This window comes from Methanohalophilus portucalensis, from assembly GCF_002761295.1.
In the GTDB taxonomy this organism is placed as follows: Archaea; Halobacteriota; Methanosarcinia; order Methanosarcinales; family Methanosarcinaceae; genus Methanohalophilus; species Methanohalophilus portucalensis.
Genome location: NZ_CP017881.1, coordinates 509,119 through 525,849, shown reverse-complemented (window position 1 = coordinate 525,849; position 16,731 = coordinate 509,119). Strand labels below are relative to the sequence as shown.

The 16,731-nt window shown below is 40.9% G+C and carries 19 protein-coding genes and 1 pseudogene; 11 read left to right on the top strand and 9 right to left on the bottom strand.

What is annotated here, in order from left to right; translation table 11 throughout:
• Positions 1-133 precede the first annotated feature (133 nt).
• Positions 134-367 carry a DUF6677 family protein gene (locus tag BKM01_RS02800; RefSeq protein ID WP_072360108.1) on the bottom strand — a complete coding sequence of 78 codons (234 nt, stop codon included), beginning with the start codon at positions 365-367 and terminating at the stop codon, positions 134-136.
• Between the two features lie 330 nt (positions 368-697).
• Between BKM01_RS02800 and BKM01_RS02795 the strand changes: the two genes are divergently transcribed.
• The gene (locus tag BKM01_RS02795; protein WP_072360109.1) at positions 698-2,092 is read left to right on the top strand and encodes an NAD(P)/FAD-dependent oxidoreductase; all 1,395 of its coding nucleotides are present in this window, start codon (positions 698-700) and stop codon (positions 2,090-2,092) included.
• 11 nt (positions 2,093-2,103) lie between these two features.
• On the opposite strand, the gene BKM01_RS02790 is transcribed toward BKM01_RS02795, so the two are convergent.
• The gene (locus BKM01_RS02790) at positions 2,104-2,478 is read right to left on the bottom strand and encodes a winged helix-turn-helix transcriptional regulator (RefSeq protein WP_072360110.1); all 375 of its coding nucleotides are present in this window, start codon (positions 2,476-2,478) and stop codon (positions 2,104-2,106) included.
• A gap of 118 nt (positions 2,479-2,596) precedes the next feature.
• On the opposite strand from BKM01_RS02790, the gene hcp reads away from it, so the two are divergent.
• The gene (gene hcp, locus BKM01_RS02785; protein WP_072360115.1) at positions 2,597-4,285 is read left to right on the top strand and encodes a hydroxylamine reductase; all 1,689 of its coding nucleotides are present in this window, start codon (positions 2,597-2,599) and stop codon (positions 4,283-4,285) included.
• 32 nt (positions 4,286-4,317) lie between these two features.
• Positions 4,318-4,656, top strand: a complete 339-nt coding sequence (locus BKM01_RS02780) for a cupin domain-containing protein (protein WP_072360117.1) — start codon at positions 4,318-4,320, stop codon at positions 4,654-4,656.
• A gap of 8 nt (positions 4,657-4,664) precedes the next feature.
• On the opposite strand, the gene BKM01_RS02775 is transcribed toward BKM01_RS02780, so the two are convergent.
• Complete coding sequence (locus BKM01_RS02775; RefSeq protein ID WP_072360119.1) at positions 4,665-5,021, bottom strand: hypothetical protein; 357 nt, start codon at positions 5,019-5,021, stop codon at positions 4,665-4,667.
• A 183-nt stretch (positions 5,022-5,204) separates the two neighbouring features.
• Here BKM01_RS02775 and BKM01_RS02770 point away from each other — a divergent pair, with 183 nt between their 5' ends.
• From BKM01_RS02770 to BKM01_RS11275, 8 genes and pseudogenes are all read left to right on the top strand, one after another.
• Complete coding sequence (locus BKM01_RS02770; protein WP_072360120.1) at positions 5,205-5,822, top strand: glycerophosphodiester phosphodiesterase; 618 nt, start codon at positions 5,205-5,207, stop codon at positions 5,820-5,822.
• Positions 5,823-5,997: 175 nt separating this feature from the next.
• Complete coding sequence (locus BKM01_RS02765) at positions 5,998-6,504, top strand: DUF7287 family protein (protein ID WP_072360122.1); 507 nt, start codon at positions 5,998-6,000, stop codon at positions 6,502-6,504.
• Position 6,505: 1 nt separating this feature from the next.
• The gene (locus BKM01_RS02760; protein WP_072360124.1) at positions 6,506-7,114 is read left to right on the top strand and encodes a DUF7288 family protein; all 609 of its coding nucleotides are present in this window, start codon (positions 6,506-6,508) and stop codon (positions 7,112-7,114) included.
• A 12-nt stretch (positions 7,115-7,126) separates the two neighbouring features.
• Positions 7,127-7,942: a hypothetical protein gene (locus BKM01_RS02755; RefSeq protein ID WP_072360126.1), complete on the top strand. Its 816-nt coding sequence runs from the start codon at positions 7,127-7,129 to the stop codon at positions 7,940-7,942.
• 84 nt (positions 7,943-8,026) lie between these two features.
• Positions 8,027-8,425: a hypothetical protein gene (locus BKM01_RS02750; protein ID WP_143744143.1), complete on the top strand. Its 399-nt coding sequence runs from the start codon at positions 8,027-8,029 to the stop codon at positions 8,423-8,425.
• Between the two features lie 14 nt (positions 8,426-8,439).
• Complete coding sequence (locus tag BKM01_RS02745) at positions 8,440-9,228, top strand: DUF7289 family protein (protein ID WP_072360129.1); 789 nt, start codon at positions 8,440-8,442, stop codon at positions 9,226-9,228.
• Positions 9,229-9,238: 10 nt separating this feature from the next.
• Positions 9,239-9,985: pseudogene (locus BKM01_RS11280) on the top strand (DUF7289 family protein); the annotation flags it as partial.
• A 24-nt stretch (positions 9,986-10,009) separates the two neighbouring features.
• Positions 10,010-10,654 carry a DUF7308 domain-containing protein gene (locus BKM01_RS11275; protein WP_449405471.1) on the top strand — a complete coding sequence of 215 codons (645 nt, stop codon included), beginning with the start codon at positions 10,010-10,012 and terminating at the stop codon, positions 10,652-10,654.
• A 12-nt stretch (positions 10,655-10,666) separates the two neighbouring features.
• Here the strand turns inward: BKM01_RS11275 and BKM01_RS02735 are convergent, their stop codons facing one another.
• The 6 genes from BKM01_RS02735 to BKM01_RS02715 form a co-directional block, all read right to left on the bottom strand.
• Complete coding sequence (locus BKM01_RS02735) at positions 10,667-12,103, bottom strand: FlaD/FlaE family flagellar protein (protein ID WP_072360130.1); 1,437 nt, start codon at positions 12,101-12,103, stop codon at positions 10,667-10,669.
• A 64-nt stretch (positions 12,104-12,167) separates the two neighbouring features.
• Positions 12,168-12,998 carry a putative beta-lysine N-acetyltransferase gene (gene ablB, locus BKM01_RS02730; RefSeq protein ID WP_072360131.1) on the bottom strand — a complete coding sequence of 277 codons (831 nt, stop codon included), beginning with the start codon at positions 12,996-12,998 and terminating at the stop codon, positions 12,168-12,170.
• On the bottom strand, positions 12,991-14,304 hold the full coding sequence (kamA, locus tag BKM01_RS02725; RefSeq protein WP_072360132.1) for a lysine 2,3-aminomutase: 1,314 nt from the start codon (positions 14,302-14,304) through the stop codon (positions 12,991-12,993). Before kamA ends, ablB begins: the two co-directional genes overlap by 8 nt.
• A 236-nt stretch (positions 14,305-14,540) precedes the next feature.
• Positions 14,541-14,714, bottom strand: coding sequence for a hypothetical protein (locus BKM01_RS10880; RefSeq protein WP_169922773.1), 174 nt, complete (start codon positions 14,712-14,714; stop codon positions 14,541-14,543).
• Positions 14,714-15,331: a V-type ATP synthase subunit D gene (locus BKM01_RS02720; protein WP_072360133.1), complete on the bottom strand. Its 618-nt coding sequence runs from the start codon at positions 15,329-15,331 to the stop codon at positions 14,714-14,716. The genes BKM01_RS10880 and BKM01_RS02720 overlap by 1 nt, the downstream gene beginning before the upstream one ends.
• Before the next feature lie 17 nt (positions 15,332-15,348).
• Entirely contained in the window at positions 15,349-16,731 is a 1,383-nt protein-coding gene (locus BKM01_RS02715) for an ATP synthase subunit B (protein WP_072360137.1), read from the bottom strand.

Sequence of the window (16,731 nt, the reverse complement as noted above, 5' to 3'; positions counted from 1 at the left end):
TATAGGTGAAAAAGTTCAAAGTAGCCTTTGCATCATACCACCACCATATATCCAACTTCTTTTTAATATCAACTTTATTCACCCTTCCCATAGAAGATTCTGATTAGAATTGCTCCGTCCTATATTTTACAGTTTATGCCATATTGAGTTTGGCGGACGACGTGTAAGCGTCATACATTGAATACAACCAGAACAAAGGATAAAGGACAATTCCGATAAGTATGTAGATCATCAGGAACAGGCATATTCCGATAACTACGAATAAAACACCTTTTTGTTGCTGGCCGATATAGATTTGTCCCAGTCCCGGAAATATAAAGGAAAGAATAAGTGCTACTATCGGGTTTTTCTGTTTATTTTCCTCCATGAAACTCCTCCTTTTCATAAATTTTTACAATTATTCCGATTTACGATCTATCTTCAACAATACTCGTCTCCTGAAAGGAAATAATCCACAAGTTGTCATATTTCACTTGTTAAAATTGGACCCCCTTTTAAATTGTACAAATTGGCTTTTTCTTCCTAAATTTGTTATGGAATACTCTATCTAAATACCTTATATTAATTTTGGACGCCGGGTTAGAAACACTAGTCATTATCATTAGCAGGTTATCTATATTACATCAAATGCCGGATGAAAACAAGGACAACTATTTAATCATAAAAAATCCAGTTTTATGGGGAGAAAAATGGCATTATGGCAGTAAACAATCGATACGATGTAATTATTATCGGAGCCGGACCTGCCGGGATGTTTGCAGCCAATGAACTTTCCGGTCATGGTTTGAAAATCCTGGTAATTGACAAGGGCAGAGATGTCGAAAAAAGACATTGTCCCATGGAATCCGTTCAACACTGTATGCACTGTACCCCCTGCAATATCATGTGTGGAGTTGGCGGAGCGGGGACATTTTCTGACGGGACCCTGAATTTAAGACCGGATATCGGAGGAGACCTTTTAGAATTCACTCATGATCAGGAGAAGGCATGGGAACTTGTGGATTATGTGGATAATATATTCCTGCAGTGTGGTGCCACAAAAAAAATGATCTCACCAAAGGGAGAAGATGTAGAGCAACTACAACGCCGGGCTGCGTCGGTGGGAGCAAAATTCATCGATATAAAACAAAGGCATATAGGAACTGATAACGCACCTGATGTTATTGGGAAATTTAAAAAGAAACTGGATGAAAGTGGAGTTGATTTTCTCCTGAATACTGATGTAAAGGATCTCTGGGTTGAAAACAATGTCTGCAAAGGTATTTTCCTGAATAACGGCAGGACAATAGAATCCAGTTATACGCTTCTGGCACCGGGCCGGATTGGAGGAAAATGGGTCAATGAAATAGTGGATAAACATTCAATTGATGCCCGTTATGCAGGAGTGGACATTGGGATTCGTGTTGAAGTTCCCGGCATAATAATGGATCCTGTGACCAAAATTAACCGTGATCCGAAATTCCATATCCAGACCCGCAAATATGACGATTTTATACGCACTTTCTGTACCAATGAACACGGTTTTGTCGTCAGGGAAGAGTATGAAGGATTCATTGCCACCAACGGGCATTCAATGCATGACACGGTTTCTGAGAATACCAATTTCGCATTTCTGGTACACATCGAACTGACAAAACCCATTGAGAATACAATCAAATATGCCAGGTCGGTGGCAAAACTGGCAACCACCATAGGAGGAGGCAAACCTGTCCTCCAGAGGATGGGAGACCTGAGAAGAGGACGGCGTTCCACTGAAGCGCGTCTTACAAGAAATCCGGTGGTGAATACCCTGAAAGATGTAACGCCGGGGGATATTTCGATGGCCATGCCGCACAGGATAGTTATGGATATTATTGAAGGACTGGAAACCCTTGACAGGATCATTCCCGGCGTGGCTTGTGACTCCACCCTTCTCTATGCTCCGGAGGTTAAGTTTTATTCCATGAAAATACAGGTTGACGGGAATATGCAATCAAGTATCAAGAACCTGTTTGCAGCCGGGGACGGAGCAGGATTGTCCAGAGACATAGTTAATGCTTCTGCAACCGGAATCCTGGCGGCAAGGGGAATATTGGAAATATCCGCCCGATAACAATTACAGTTTTAGTTGTCGGTTGCTTTTGCAACGCCACAATACCTACAATCGGAAACACTGCAAAGAGGATTGTCAAATTTCCATTTGAGACCCCATCCCTTGATCTCCTTGATTATTTCGATAAATTCCTGTCCACTTTCACTTAACGAATAGAAGGATTTTACAGGGATGGCCGAGGAATCAAGTTCTTTTTCAACAAGCCCATGTGCCTCAAGTTCCTTCAGGCGGGTGGACAGCATTTTTGGTGTAATATCCCCCAACATTGCTTTGAGTTCATTGAATTGCTTCTGGTATTTATCACCTTTATGCAATTCCAGTAAGATACACAGCGTCCAACGTTTGCCAATTATGTCCATCATTTTGTAAAGGGTACAATCTTTCATGGTATCTAGTTAGAAACCTTCTATTATATAAACCAGTATCCTAATAATACTTAGTATCGATAATATACTTTGCTAGATATCAATGTTGCAAAATATCTATAATGTGTGGAGGAAAAATATGTTTTGTTACCAATGTGAAGAAACAGCAAAAGGGGAAGCCTGTACAAAGGGTGGAGTATGCGGGAAATCAAATGAAGTTGCAGATCTGCAGGACCAGCTTATTTATATGCTCAAAGGGCTTGCCGCTGTCAACCAGAAAGCAAGAGAAACAGTTCCCGAAAATCCGGGACTGAAAACCCGATTATTAAATGCCCTGAAAGGAAACGAGCAAGAGGAAGGAGAACCAGAAGATTATATTGATTCCCATTTCATGGAAGAAGCCCTTTTCTCGACAGTAACCAATGTCAACTTCAGTGCTACTGATTTCGAGAAGTGGATTCAGGATGCATATGATAAAAGGGAACAACTTAAATCCGAACTCCAGGCACATGGAGTGGACCTGAGCGATCTTCCACAGGCTGCAACGGTCAATCCGGAGGAACTTGGAAACACGGATTCAGTCAGCATCCTGGCAACTGAAGATGAAGATATCAGATCCCTGAGAGAATTACTGGTATATGGTCTAAAAGGAATGGCTGCTTATGCATACCATGCCCGTGTACTTGGTCACAAAGATAAAGATATTGAAGCTTTTGTTGACAGGGCACTGGTAGCCACTCTTGATGATTCCCTATCAGTAGATGACCTCACAGGCCTGGTGCTGGAATGTGGAAGTTTCGGTGTCAAGACAATGGCAATGCTGGATGAAGCCAACACTACAAATTATGGTCATCCGGAACCCACAGAGATTAATATCGGAACCGGGAACAATCCGGGAATTCTTATCAGTGGGCATGATCTGAAGGATATGGAACAACTACTGAAACAGACTGAAGGCACCGGTGTCGACGTATATACCCACGGAGAAATGCTGCCTGCCAATGCCTATCCAGAATTCAAAAAGTACGAACACCTGGTGGGCAACTATGGTGGGTCATGGTGGCAACAGAAAACCGAATTCGAAAAATTCAATGGTCCTGTGCTTATGACCACAAACTGTCTTGTACCTCCAAAGGATTCCTATTCTGACCGGGTATTCACAACAGCAATGGTAGGATTTGAAGGACTCAAGCACATCGAAGAGAAAGAAGACGGTACAAAAGACTTCTCTGAAATCATTGAAATGGCAAAACAATCCAAACCACCCGAACAACTGGAAAATGGCGCAATACCTGCCGGATTTGCACACAATTCCGCTCTTTCAGTTGCCGACAAGATCGTGGATGCAGTAAAAGCCGGCCAGATATCCCGGTTCATTGTAATGGCGGGTTGTGACGGGAGACAGCACGACAGGGAATATTATACTGAATTTGCAAAACAACTTCCACAGGATGCGGTAATTCTTACAGCGGGTTGTGCCAAGTATCGGTATAATAAGCTGGATCTGGGAGACATCGGCGGTATACCCAGGATACTGGATGCGGGCCAGTGTAATGATTCCTACTCACTGGTTGTCATTGCCCAAAAGCTGGCTGAAGCCTTTGAACTGGATGACATAAATGATCTGCCGGTTTCCTATAATATTGCCTGGTATGAGCAAAAGGCAGTCCTTGTATTGCTTGCCCTGCTAAGTCTTGGCGTCAAGAACATTGTACTGGGACCAAGATTGCCGGCGTTTGTTTCCCCGAATGTGTTGAACGTGCTGGTTGAAAATTTCAACATCAGCAAAAACACAACTGTAGAAAATGATCTGGAGAGGCTGCTCTAAAGCCTCACATCCCCTCTTTAGGAGAGCCAAATATGCAAATCAGATACGTAAAAGATGCCGAGCAAAAAAAGAATCCGCATGGTGCAGATGTGCGAAAGATGTATGCATCAGACCATGGTCAGGCAATGCACATAACCCTTGAACCAAAGCAGTCTCTGAAAAAACATATTACCCCGGTGGATGTGTTTTTCTATATACTTGAAGGCAAGGCCAAAGTTGAAATTGGCGATGAAGCCGAGATTGTGGAGAAGGATGCAATTGTTGAGAGTCCTGCAAAGATCCCACATCTGGTAGCTAACGCAGGTGACGGAACTCTGCGTTTTTTGGTTGTGAAAATGCAAAAACAGGAAGAATCTACTCAACTCCTGTAATTTCTTTTTTAGATATAATATTCCACCGAAAACCTGTATATTACGTGTAACTTTTCCAGGGAGCGCACCTCTATTGATGGCATGTCACTGTCAGGTGTAAAACCCGTTTCTTCAAAATCCACGAAAATGACTTTGCATTTGATGTTTTCATGAAGTTTTTCCATGAAATACCTTGCTTTTTCCATAATTCTTTGGATCAGTTCCTCAACCTGATCTTTTGTAAAGCTGTCACAGCAAGCGGGCACATATTTAACTTCAGTGCTCAAATGTTCGCGATCATGCAGCATCATGGAGAATCCATCAATCTGTGCTCCTTTTATTGCATAATCCCCAAGTCCAAAACTCCTGGTGATGGTATTTTTCATTCTTATCCTCCTGGCTTTACTATGTATGTTTTACGTTAAATTGCTTTTCAAGAGAATACAACCTGAACAATCCATTTGGCCTCCTTTCATAGATGACTATAAATCGACAGGTTATCTATTTATATAATAAAGTTCTCATATATTTTAGATTCGTAATTATACACAATTTCCAGGAGATTATTTATGGATTATGAGAAGATATTTTCAGACACATGGGATGTTTTCAAAGAAAACTTCGTGACATACATCATTGCTACATTGGTTGCTATGATCGGTTCGATTCTTATTGTTACAATTGCCCCGCTGTTCTATGGGCTGGTAGATATGGCTGTCAGGGGTGTAAAGGGAGAGCCTATTGATTACAAAGATGTATTCAGTGGATTTGATCATTTCGTGAGAAGCTGGGTTTTCGCTATTGTGGCGGGTTTTCTATTGTTAGTTGGCTACCTGCTGCTCATTATACCGGGAATCATCCTTCTAATACTGCTGCTGTATGCTTTTCCACTACTTGTCATCAGGGGATACAGTGGAATTGATGCCATCAAGGAAAGTATTGAGATCGGAAAAAACAATTTCCTGGATACAGCAATCATTTCCATTATCCTCTGGATTATCAGTGGCATTGGCAGCTATGTAGTCTTTGGTTCCCTGATTACCACTCCGATTGTTGTGATAGCATCTGTGGTAGTCACATATCGTATGATAGAAAATAATGATACCGCATATACCTATGTGGCAGATTTTGAAGAAGTTGATGACACTTCATCTGATGCAAATGAAGGGGTCCAGAGGCCCCTTTAATTTTTTTCTTTTGTTTTTTGTGTACATAAGTCTTACATATTAGTACACACAGAAGTTGCTTTCAATACCATCAACATTCATCGCCATATTTTTATAATTCATATCATTAAATAAACATACTTGAGGAATCGGTAACATATAGTTATATTCTGGCATCTTTTGAATGGACTGAAATATGATGACATACAGGTCAAGGAAAGATAATACGCTTAAAACAGGCTTAGATGGCCAGATTACAATCGATTATCTGGCTGCAATTACAATTTTTATATTTGTAATTTTTTTTGTGTTCAATTATACTTCCGGGTTGTTTACGCCATTTAATTCTGAATCAGATGAAGTAACCCTGATTGCAGATCGTGTGTCAGTAACTATCACAGAAAAAGAAATGAGTTCTGGAGATATGACCACGACCAACCTTATTAACACCGAAGATACGGATAAATTTTTTACATTGTTAAATAGCAATTATACTTCGACTTTATCCTCACTTGGGTTAAAAGGGGAATTTAGTAGTTATGATCTGAATGTAACTATTGAGAATAGTTCATCGACAGTATACATGGCTGGAAAAACCCTCCCTTCTGTCGGAAACATAGGACAAACAAAAAGAACAGTTCTTCTTGAAGATTGTGAAAACAACGATGTACAAACAGCCACAATATCTGTCAGGGTGTGGTAAATTGGCACTGGGATTTAATTTTCGCAATAATGATTCAGGACAACTTCATACCCTTGAAGCCATAATGGCAGCAATTGTGATGATCGGGGTACTCATATTTGCCGTTCAGGCAACCACAATTACTCCTTTGACATCTTCTACAGCAAATGCACACATTGAATCACAGCTATATACCCTGGGCCAGGATATGGTAATGGCACTTGATCATTCACAATATGATCAGGACTCTCAACTCAAAAAAGAGATCATAGGCTGGAGTGGTGATGAATATGTCTGGAACGCTACTCACTATAAATCCCGGGCAAACGGCAGTGATACTATCAGTGGTCCGGTCAATGAATTACTGCAACAAACTCTGGTAGCAAAAGGAATCGGTCACAATATGGAATTCACATTCAGGCTGGATTCAGAGAATACTCTCACATCACCTTACATATACAACGGTGACCCCTCTGATAATGCTGTGATAGTTTCAAGGAAAGTTGTACTTTCAAATAACGATATTGCAAATACCTCTTCCTTTGAGAACAGAACTTCAATTCCAGATATGGACAATACAACGGATTTCTACAATATAGTTGATGTAAAACTCACAATGTGGCGTATGTAAAAAAGGGAGAAAATGATGGATAAGTCTAATGATTCAGGACAAATGTTGCTGCTTGCTGCATTTACCATAGGATTTATGATTGTAGTTTCAACTGTAATGCTAAATAATATTATTTATGCGAGTAACATGGCCTCTGAATCCAATAATGATATCAGTTATTTTGAAGTATCCAATATTGCCCGTATGACCGATGAAGCAACAAAAGCAGCCTATTACAATGCCACTAAAGGTTCTTCTTTCAATCATACAGTCTTCAGTCGCTATCTCGAAAATTATTCCCGTGAAGTTACAATATTATATGCATATAGTGGAGTTTCGTTTTCATTTACCAACAGTACTCTCTATGATGCATATTTTACAAAAAACGGTTTGTCGTCAGGAAAGGAGAACTGGACGATAATCGATAATGTGAATGCTACGGATAATTTCACAATGGAAGTTAATACCAGTAATCTGGGGAATATATCCGAACCTTTCGAGGTTCATGCCTTAGATCAATCCGGTTCATCCATCTGGTTTATGAAAATATACGGTGACGGAAGTAATAGTATAGAGGCTAATGTTTCAAATCAAACCTATAAAATCAACCCGCCCTTAATAAATATAACAGGTAATTCAACCTACCAGTTTGACAGCAGTACAGCAGGGAAAAAATACAGCCTTAAATATTTAAACTCAAGCAATATTGTTGGACTTTATTCAGTATCAGGGAAACTCTCCACCGGTGAATCATTCAGGTGTGAGAGATACAAGATGATCAATGCAACGGTAGATATCGCTACAAGTAAAAACAAAATCAATGTGACATTCCCCGTAACGGTCCCGTGAGTGATTAATGTGCAAAAAATATACCATGACAGGAGGGGAGTTTCTACAGCTATTGGTTTTATATTAACATTTGTAATAACGATCATGGTATTTATGTTTGTGATGAATTCTTCCTATGTAATGATGGATCGTAATGAACATTCCGTTATGCGGGAGCAATTCGAAATACATGGCAGTAGCATTGCTCTTCAGCTTACTAAGATTGATACAACAATAAACCTTACCAGAAAATCCGGAGGGGATGTTGAAGAAATACAATCCGATATTGTGTTACCTATGAAAATCGCGGATGAATATTATTATATGCAAATTTCAAACAAAACACATGAAATAATATTTGAATCTGACGGTATTGCTGAAACCAGGGTCCAGATACCATATGAATTGACAACAACAGATATAGAATCCGCTACGATAGACAGTGCAACCGGTGAGCATTACTTCTTTTACAACAGTACTACGGATATAATAGAAATCCACTGAAAAATGGCGATCTCATGCGTATTGTTCCCAAAAAAATATTCAAGTCTGAAAGGGCAGTGTCGGAAGTAGTTGATACTATATTGATACTTGGAATAATGCTAATAGCCATATCTATTATAGGTGTTGCAGGTTATCCTGCTCTTCAAAATATTCAGGAGCATGGCCATACCGAAAATATAAAGCAGAGTCATATTATACTGTGTGAAAATGTCAATAAAGTCATTTTCGGTATAGCTCCCTCACAATCAGTTGAACTAAAAATGTATGGAGGTAATGTCCTGACCAGCGGCACCAGTACCATCAATGTAACAATGCAGACCTGGAATTCTTCATCAACGCCTGCAGGTTTGGAGAATCAAACATTCAAGAGGCAAATGCGAGAAATTAAGCATTCTTATGAAGGAACTGCAGTAGCTTATGAAAATACAGGTGTCTGGGCAAGATATGGAAATGGAGGTACAATTATAGTCAAAAAACCCGAGTTTGTCCTTTCTGACAACAATATGATAATACCGGTTGCTGCAGTAATGGGTTCAAATGGAATTTCTGGAGAGGGATTGATCAGGGTCATTGCAGACGCCGGGGATTCATCGGTATTTTCTTATGAAAATGTTTCATCTGTTGACATTACTGTTAAAAGTGACTATTATGCTGGCTGGGAAACTTACCTGAATGAAACAATGGGTATGAAGGTAATAAACAGAGACGAAACAAATACAACTGTAAATTTAAGGAAAGAGGATTTTTCCGAAAATATAGATGTGTATATAACACATTCACCTATGAAGGTGAGAGTGGAATAATGGTGGACGTATGATACGAAGAAATAAACTATCCGTCTCCTGTAAGGCAGTCTCTTCTGTTATTGGGATTCTGCTCATGTTTGCTCTTACTGTGATATCTATCAGTGCAATGATGGTCTACAGCGTCCCTGCAATCGATGAACTGAAGGATAATTCAAAATCGCAAAAAGTAGAACAGGCTTTTACGATTCTTGACTCCCGCATGAGTAAAGTAGCCCTCGGGGAATCTCCTCTCCAGACTACATCGTTTTCCCTCATGGGAGGCGAAGTTGGTGTTAATGCTGATTCAAATTCCGATAACAGTAATATAAAAATCGTCATCTAGGACACTACAAATTCTACACCTATAGAGGAGTTCAATTGCTCATTGGGTACCTTTGAATATACACTCGATGAAAGAAAGATTGCTTATGAAGGTGGTGGAGTCTGGTCAAAATACAGGGATAATGGCGGTTCTGTGATGGTTTCACCTCCAGAATTTCATTACAACGGAGAGACACTCACTTTACCCCTAATGACGATCAACGGCTCCTCCTCAACAGCAGGGAAAGGAGAAGTAAATATTGCCGTAACATCGGACAACAGGCCTTTTGTCCTGTATCCCAACACATCCATATCTACATTAAGAACAAATCCTGTGACCTCTGATAAGATATATATCTATATTGAAAGTGAATATTATGATGCATGGGCCAATTATGCGGAGTCAATGGTCTATACAAATGCAGAAAAGGATGATGTGAATAAAACCGCAATTATTGAACTTGACGTAATCCCCCCTATGGGAACAACAACCCTTACAAACCAGATTAAAATAGGGGCTGTGAATTCATCAAATACTCTGCCTATCTATGATTTTTTTATGAGTTTGAAAGCGGCAGGCAGTCAAGACCTGAATCCATCCAACTACGAAATAAAAGCAATTTCGGGTACAAAGACTCTGATATACAGCCTTTCCAAAAGTGGTGGCAATGACCAGTTGGAGATTGAGGTTACCTATAAGGATACATCCCTGGATAGCAATTATGTGGAATATTGGGAAGGAGAGGATGTATTCCAGGTAAATGAGGGCGAAAGCACAGTGGATTTCCTAAATGATTCTTTTGTGATGAAATACGATCCCCCCAACAACAACGGTGCAGATCCGGATTTCTCATGGGACACCCCGGGAGATACAACTGAACTTCCTGATGTTGTTATTGAGGACGACGGAAACACATCATTTTCGCTGAATGACCTTACCCAGCATTATTTGAAACTAATGACAAAAGATGGTCCTGTGGTGTTTAATATTAATAGTCATGGTAATAGTGATCCGGTAGATTATGACACTTCTTCAGTGACAATAGACTATGATGTGAAGGCCGGAGGAATCACTTATTTACATGTAACACAGAATGAACTGAATATCGATATTATAGAATGAATAGTTTTTTGGTTATATGCCGTATATTTCCGTGCCGTTTTTGACTTTCTTTATATCTTTTTCCACGACAGAAAGTTTGTTCCGGTCAACTTCCAAACCTGCCAGTTTTTCCATGAACCAGATGGACCTCACATGTTCATCGGGCGACATTTTCCAGTCGGTTTTTTCGATATAGAAATCAATTCCTTCTGCATATCTCAAAAGATCCAGACGCACATCTTCACTTATCCATCCGAGTTCTTCATAATAAGCCAGGATTTCCTGTAAATTGTTCCTTCCAACAAGTTCCATGAGATACTCAAGCCACTCCATACAAAGCTTTATGTTGGTGGAATTTTTGACAATATTATTTATTATCACACCATTGCTGCCATTGTAGTAACCGGAAGAGCCCGTTTTTTTGAGTTGTTCATCAACAAAATTTTTCATTTCCTCAACCAACTGTATACTTTCCTTCCGATACTCTTCAACCTTACTTCCTTCTTCCTGATTCTGGCTGTTCACAAGTGATATGTCTGCCATAAGGAGAGAAAGGGCCTCTGTAATTTCATCCATCTTGCGTTCATTTTTTTGGCCGCAAGCCTTGAGTTCATCGAGATCATTCGCAACACCCTGGACAACCTTGTTGGAGTAGTCCATACTTGATTGAGCAACTTCCCTGTTGTTTTCCAGTAATTGCTGCAGGTTGGCATGTGAGGAAGTAATTGTTTGCATATTTTGTTCTATAGATTGCAGTGCATCACGGATTTCGTTTTTTTCTTCCTGCAGGGACTGAACGTTTAATTCAATAGTCTCTATCTTGTCCTGAAGGTCGTTTATTTTGGAGCCGGTAGAATCAAGCTCTGAAGCCAAATTTTCCTGAACTTCCTTTTTATCTGAAGAGAATGTATTTTGTTCATTCTCAAGGTTTTCCAGTGCCTGATTGATATTCTCTATCTGATTATTGATTTTAGCAATTTCTGTATTGGATTGGGGAATTGTTACGTATTCAGAGTACGACTGAAATGATTCCTGGTTTTGTCCGTAGGTTCCTGTATTCTCATCGTAAAAATCTTCATCGTCAGACTCATCTGAAACCTGTAGATCTGCAGGTAAGAATTTTCTTACAGGATTTTCTGTTTTGGACTGTTGATTTCCTTCCTTAATGATATCTATATTCTGGAAGAAATCCCTGCGCCGGGTCAATCGACCTATCATTGATGTCAATTTTTGGGAAAAACCCGCAGAACTGTCAGTAATATCACTTTCATCAGGTTGTTTCTTTTCCAAATGGTGGTCAAAATCAGTATTTTCGGCAACATCCCCTTCTTTTTGATTCGGACCACCTTTATCTTCAGTTTGTTCAGAAAAGGATTTGTTGTCATCGGCAGGTTCATCGTCCCAGGGAAATATAGGTTCATTTTCTATACTTACTTGTTTTTCATTCCCTGAATTATCGCTGCCTTCCATAAAACATCATCTTTCCCCTTTTGGTCAACAATAATTATATGGGGAATGTTTATTTAAGAGTTACTCAGATGCGCTTGTACCATACATTCATATTTTCAAGGTTACCGGATATATTGGTATTTTGAACAAGTTTTCCGGTAAATTCATACCCAAGCCTTGCAAAAACAGTATTCATACCATAGGACGCGGCCCGGGCAATTGTATAAAAGATAAGGATCCCTTTCTTATTCATTTCTGTTTCCATCTTTGAGAGGAGATAAGTGGACAGACCCATTCCCCTGAACTGAGGGAGTGTGGCAAAGTCGGTCATTTCCGCATTCCGGTTTTCAAAATCGATCTCGCAGGAGGAAAGGGCAACTATGTTACCTTCATTTTCAACTGCGAAATATACAACATTATCTTCCATGGTCTCTTTCAGGTAGGCCGGGTCCTGGATAGGAAAAGGATATGTAGGGAACACTTCGGCGTAGATCTCTGCCATTGCAGGCACATCCGCTTCCGTACATATCCGTATAAGGAAACCTTCGGGTAATTCAGGTTTCATGATGTCTCCTGCCTTACCTCTGGCAGTGGTGATGATCCGGTCATCCTCGGCCTGTGTGTCCTCCTGTCTGTGCTCTGAGAAATATTTACACATGAACAGGGCTTCTTTCTTGCCGGAATAATAGCCGGGAACACCAGCCTCCTTTATATATCCCTTTGCTTCAAAAGCGACTCTGGAATCTGCAGGGACTTTTGCAAATATCTTGCTGTAGCCGCGTTGTTCTGCCAACTGATCCATTTCAGGTATAATATCCGGCAGATCGCCAGTATCCAGTTTCATAAGGTAAATACGATTGTTGTACGTACCGTGCTGGATCAGGGAGCTGCCTATATTTTCGATTATATCACTCAACGTCCCTTCTCTCCATTCTTTCGGTATCTTCCGGTACAAGACTTACAACTTCATCATTATCGGCAAGCAGTTTTGCAATACCTGTAGATTTATATTCAGCTGCATCGTCAAGTTTGAGCTGGAGTTTACATTCTTCGCATTTACGGTCACAGTATATCGGCTCATAGGAATCCGGTTCTTTATATGAGGTGATTACACCCTCATAGTTACGCAAAATAACCCTGTTGGTGGACCAGGATATAAGATAGGAAGGCATGACAGGTATCTTACCTCCTCCATGGGGAGCATCGATAACATAGGTAGGAACTGCAAAACCACTTGTGTGGCCGATGAGGTGTTCCATTATTTCTATACCCTTGCCAACCGGAGTGCGGAAATGGGACAGGCCTTCCGAAAGGTCACACTGGTAGAGATAATAAGGACGTACACGGTTTTGCACAAGTTTCTGTACAAGCCTTTTCATAATCCTGTGGCAGTCATTCACTCCTGAAAGTAACACCGTCTGGTTTCCGAGGGGAATTCCTGCATCTGCAAGTTTGCGCAGGGCTTCCCTGGAAGATGCCGTTACTTCACGTGGATGGTTGAAGTGAGTATTGATCCAGAGCGGATGATGCTTTTTGAGTATTTTTACAAGATCATCAGTTACCCTGTAAGGAAGCACCACGGGCATCCTTGTACCGATACGAATAATCTCAACATGAGGAATTTCCCGCAATTTTGCCAGGATCCAGTCCAGATAAGCATCAGGCAACATAAAAGGATCTCCGCCCGAAAGCAGGACATCTCGTACCTGTGGGGTATTCCTGATGTATTCCAGTCCTTCAGAGACTGCATCCTTTGTAGGAATGGAATCTACATCTCCCACTTTTCTCTTACGTGTACAGTGCCTGCAGTACATCGAACATGTGTTGCTTATATGGAATAGTACCCTGTCCGGATACCTGTGTGTGATTCCTTCAACAGGACTGTCCTCATCCTCAGAAAGAGGATCTTCAAGATCGTCTTCATCGATGTCCAGCTCCTTTGGTGAAGGAAAGGCCTGCAGGAATATGGGATCATTCCTGAAATCCTCGGCATCTATGAGGGAAAGGTAGTATGGAGTTACGGATAATGGGAATTTTTCCAGAGTTTGTTTGAGTTTATCCTTTTCCCCGGGTTTGAATTTGATGCCAAGTAAAGTCTCAAATGTATCAATATCACCAATAGAATGCTTGAGTTGCCATCTCCAATCCTTCCAGTTGGCAATAACAGTATCAGAATCGATTTTTTTAGCTATTTCTTTTTGTGCTTGTGTGTGCTGTGTCATAAATGTACCACATTTTTAATTTATATTACTTATTGAATGATTTTGCCTGCAAAAATTGCATAAGAACATACGCACAGCTAAAAAAATAATGCAGGCAGAATGAAATTAAATAGGTATACCACCTTTGTTGAGCAAAATATCACAACTAATAGAACCGCATGTTGTTTATTTATCGGTTCATATATAGTGGAAGAAGATATATATACTTTACTGAATGATACAAGTCAATTGTATAATCAGATATTCAAGTATTCTGAAACCCTGAAATAAATGATAAGATACCCAAATACCAGCATCATAAGGGATATTAACCATGCCCAGCGCAGAATACGCGCAAGGTTGTGGGGTTGTGTGATTTTAAAAAAAAGCCTGTCGGCCAGTCCTGGCCGATCAGGTGCTGCAGTAGGCATTATGCCTTAATCCTCTTTAAGCGGAAGGTGTTTTCACGTTCCATCTCATCCAGCCGGAAACGGATGAAGTCCATTGCTTCCTGCATTTCGGGAATTACCTTGAATTCAAGGGCATTTACACGTCTTTTTGTTTTCTCGATGTCTTCAAGTAACCTTTTCATAGTGGTCTCAATCTCTGCTGCAAGAATAATCTTGTCAACAAGGATCTCATATGAATCGACAGTTTCATCGATGTAGGAACTTGTCCCGAGAATACCGTATCCCCTTTTGTTGATGGGTTTATGCACACTGGATGCTTCGATCTTAGGGACCACCACACCCATAATGTTGTGGCTTTCAAGACTTATTTCAGGTCCATCTTTGAGAGCAAGAGCAGTGGATTTTATTACCATTCTGCCCTCGACTGCCTCAGCGATCCCTATTTTTTCAGTGGCATTGTCATAGGCGTCATCCAGTTCGTTCCGTACACCCTTGGCCTTGTTCAAAATCTCAAAGAATTCCAGGATAAGACCATCCCTTTTCATTTTAAGCAACTTGTGGCCGCTCTGGGACAGTTTTATCTTTTTCTTCAGTTCAATAAGTTCGGAACGAGTTGGTTTAACATCCTTTGTGCCCATAGTGGATCACTCTTTGTTCACTCTGCTTTTTGATGTGCAGGGTGATATTTATCGATATACTTATTGTCTATCCTGGTGAGCTGTGCTTCCGGAAGCTCGGAAAGGATTTCCCATGCTGTGGACAGAGTATCTTCGATATTCCTGTCTTCATCTTTTGCCTGTCTTACAAAACGGTCTTCGAAAAGATCGGCAAATTCCAAGATTCTCTGGTCTCTTTCGGAAAGGGATTCTTTACCGACAATTGCAACCAGTCCACGAAGGTCACGTCCTTCTGCATACCCGGCATACAACTGGTCGGATACTGCTTTGTGATCATCTCTTGTCTTACCTTCCCCTATACCGGAATTCATAAGACGGGAAAGGGATGGGAGCACATTGATTGGTGGGTAGATACCCTTCCTGTGAAGTTCACGGGATACCACAATCTGACCTTCGGTAATATAACCAGAAAGATCTGGTATCGGGTGAGTTATATCGTCACCAGGCATCGTCAGGATAGAAAACTGGGTTACAGATCCCTTGTTACCTTTGATTACACCTGCACGTTCATAGAGGGATGCAAGGTCAGTGTACATGTAACCGGGATACCCACGTCTACCGGGCACTTCTTCACGGGCTGCACCCATCTGGCGGAGTGCTTCACAGTAATTTGTAATATCAGTCAGGATTACAAGTACATGCATATCGTGTTCGTATGCAAGATACTCTGCTGCTGTCAGTGCCATCCTCGGGGTGATGATACGCTCTACTGCAGGGTCGTCTGCAAGATTGAGGAAAACTGTCGCCCTTTCAAGAGCACCTGTCTTCTCGAAATCTTCCATGAATGACTGGGCTTCCTCATTGGTGATACCCATTGCAGCAAATACCACAGCAAATTCTTCTTCAGAACCGGGTACTTTTGCCTGTCTTGCAATCTGCAGAGCAATCTCATTATGTGGCAGACCTGATCCAGAGAAGATAGGAAGTTTCTGACCTCTTACAAGAGTGTTTGTACCGTCAATCGTGGATATTCCTGTCTGGATAAATTCTTCAGGTGGCCTCCTGGAATAAGGGTTCATTGAAGCCCCATTCACATCGACCCTTTTTTCAGGGATAATTCTTGGACCACCATCAAGGGGTTCTCCAGATCCGGAAAGGATACGACCGAGGAGATCTTTTGCAACAGGAAGTTTGATGGTTTCTCCACTGAATACTACACCGGATTCGTCATTCAAACCCTGAGTTCCTTCGAAAACCTGTACAACAACCATATCTGCGGAGGTGTCAAGAACCTGACCTCTCTTGGTAGTCCCATCAGGAAGATTAATCTGAACAAGTTCCCCATATCCTACAGGCTCTGTTTTTTCAAGGAATATGAGTGGTCCTGCAATATCTACAATGGTTTTGTATTCTTTGGTCAT

What these genes read in the sequence shown, in the direction of transcription:
- BKM01_RS02800 (WP_072360108.1), bottom strand. Translation starts at nt 367, where the DNA reads ATGGAGGAAAATAAACAGAAAAACCCGATAGTAGCACTTATTCTTTCC.
- BKM01_RS02795 (WP_072360109.1), top strand. Translation starts at nt 698, where the DNA reads ATGGCAGTAAACAATCGATACGATGTAATTATTATCGGAGCCGGACCT.
- BKM01_RS02790 (WP_072360110.1), bottom strand. Translation starts at nt 2,478, where the DNA reads ATGAAAGATTGTACCCTTTACAAAATGATGGACATAATTGGCAAACGT.
- hcp (WP_072360115.1), top strand. Translation starts at nt 2,597, where the DNA reads ATGTTTTGTTACCAATGTGAAGAAACAGCAAAAGGGGAAGCCTGTACA.
- BKM01_RS02780 (WP_072360117.1), top strand. Translation starts at nt 4,318, where the DNA reads ATGCAAATCAGATACGTAAAAGATGCCGAGCAAAAAAAGAATCCGCAT.
- BKM01_RS02775 (WP_072360119.1), bottom strand. Translation starts at nt 5,021, where the DNA reads ATGAAAAATACCATCACCAGGAGTTTTGGACTTGGGGATTATGCAATA.
- BKM01_RS02770 (WP_072360120.1), top strand. Translation starts at nt 5,205, where the DNA reads ATGGATTATGAGAAGATATTTTCAGACACATGGGATGTTTTCAAAGAA.
- BKM01_RS02765 (WP_072360122.1), top strand. Translation starts at nt 5,998, where the DNA reads ATGATGACATACAGGTCAAGGAAAGATAATACGCTTAAAACAGGCTTA.
- BKM01_RS02755 (WP_072360126.1), top strand. Translation starts at nt 7,127, where the DNA reads ATGATGGATAAGTCTAATGATTCAGGACAAATGTTGCTGCTTGCTGCA.
- BKM01_RS02750 (WP_143744143.1), top strand. Translation starts at nt 8,027, where the DNA reads ATGGTATTTATGTTTGTGATGAATTCTTCCTATGTAATGATGGATCGT.
- BKM01_RS02745 (WP_072360129.1), top strand. Translation starts at nt 8,440, where the DNA reads ATGCGTATTGTTCCCAAAAAAATATTCAAGTCTGAAAGGGCAGTGTCG.
- BKM01_RS11275 (WP_449405471.1), top strand. Translation starts at nt 10,010, where the DNA reads ATGGGAACAACAACCCTTACAAACCAGATTAAAATAGGGGCTGTGAAT.
- BKM01_RS02735 (WP_072360130.1), bottom strand. Translation starts at nt 12,103, where the DNA reads ATGGAAGGCAGCGATAATTCAGGGAATGAAAAACAAGTAAGTATAGAA.
- kamA (WP_072360132.1), bottom strand. Translation starts at nt 14,304, where the DNA reads ATGACACAGCACACACAAGCACAAAAAGAAATAGCTAAAAAAATCGAT.
- BKM01_RS10880 (WP_169922773.1), bottom strand. Translation starts at nt 14,714, where the DNA reads ATGCCTACTGCAGCACCTGATCGGCCAGGACTGGCCGACAGGCTTTTT.
- BKM01_RS02720 (WP_072360133.1), bottom strand. Translation starts at nt 15,331, where the DNA reads ATGGGCACAAAGGATGTTAAACCAACTCGTTCCGAACTTATTGAACTG.
- BKM01_RS02715 (WP_072360137.1), bottom strand. Translation starts at nt 16,731, where the DNA reads ATGACCAAAGAATACAAAACCATTGTAGATATTGCAGGACCACTCATA.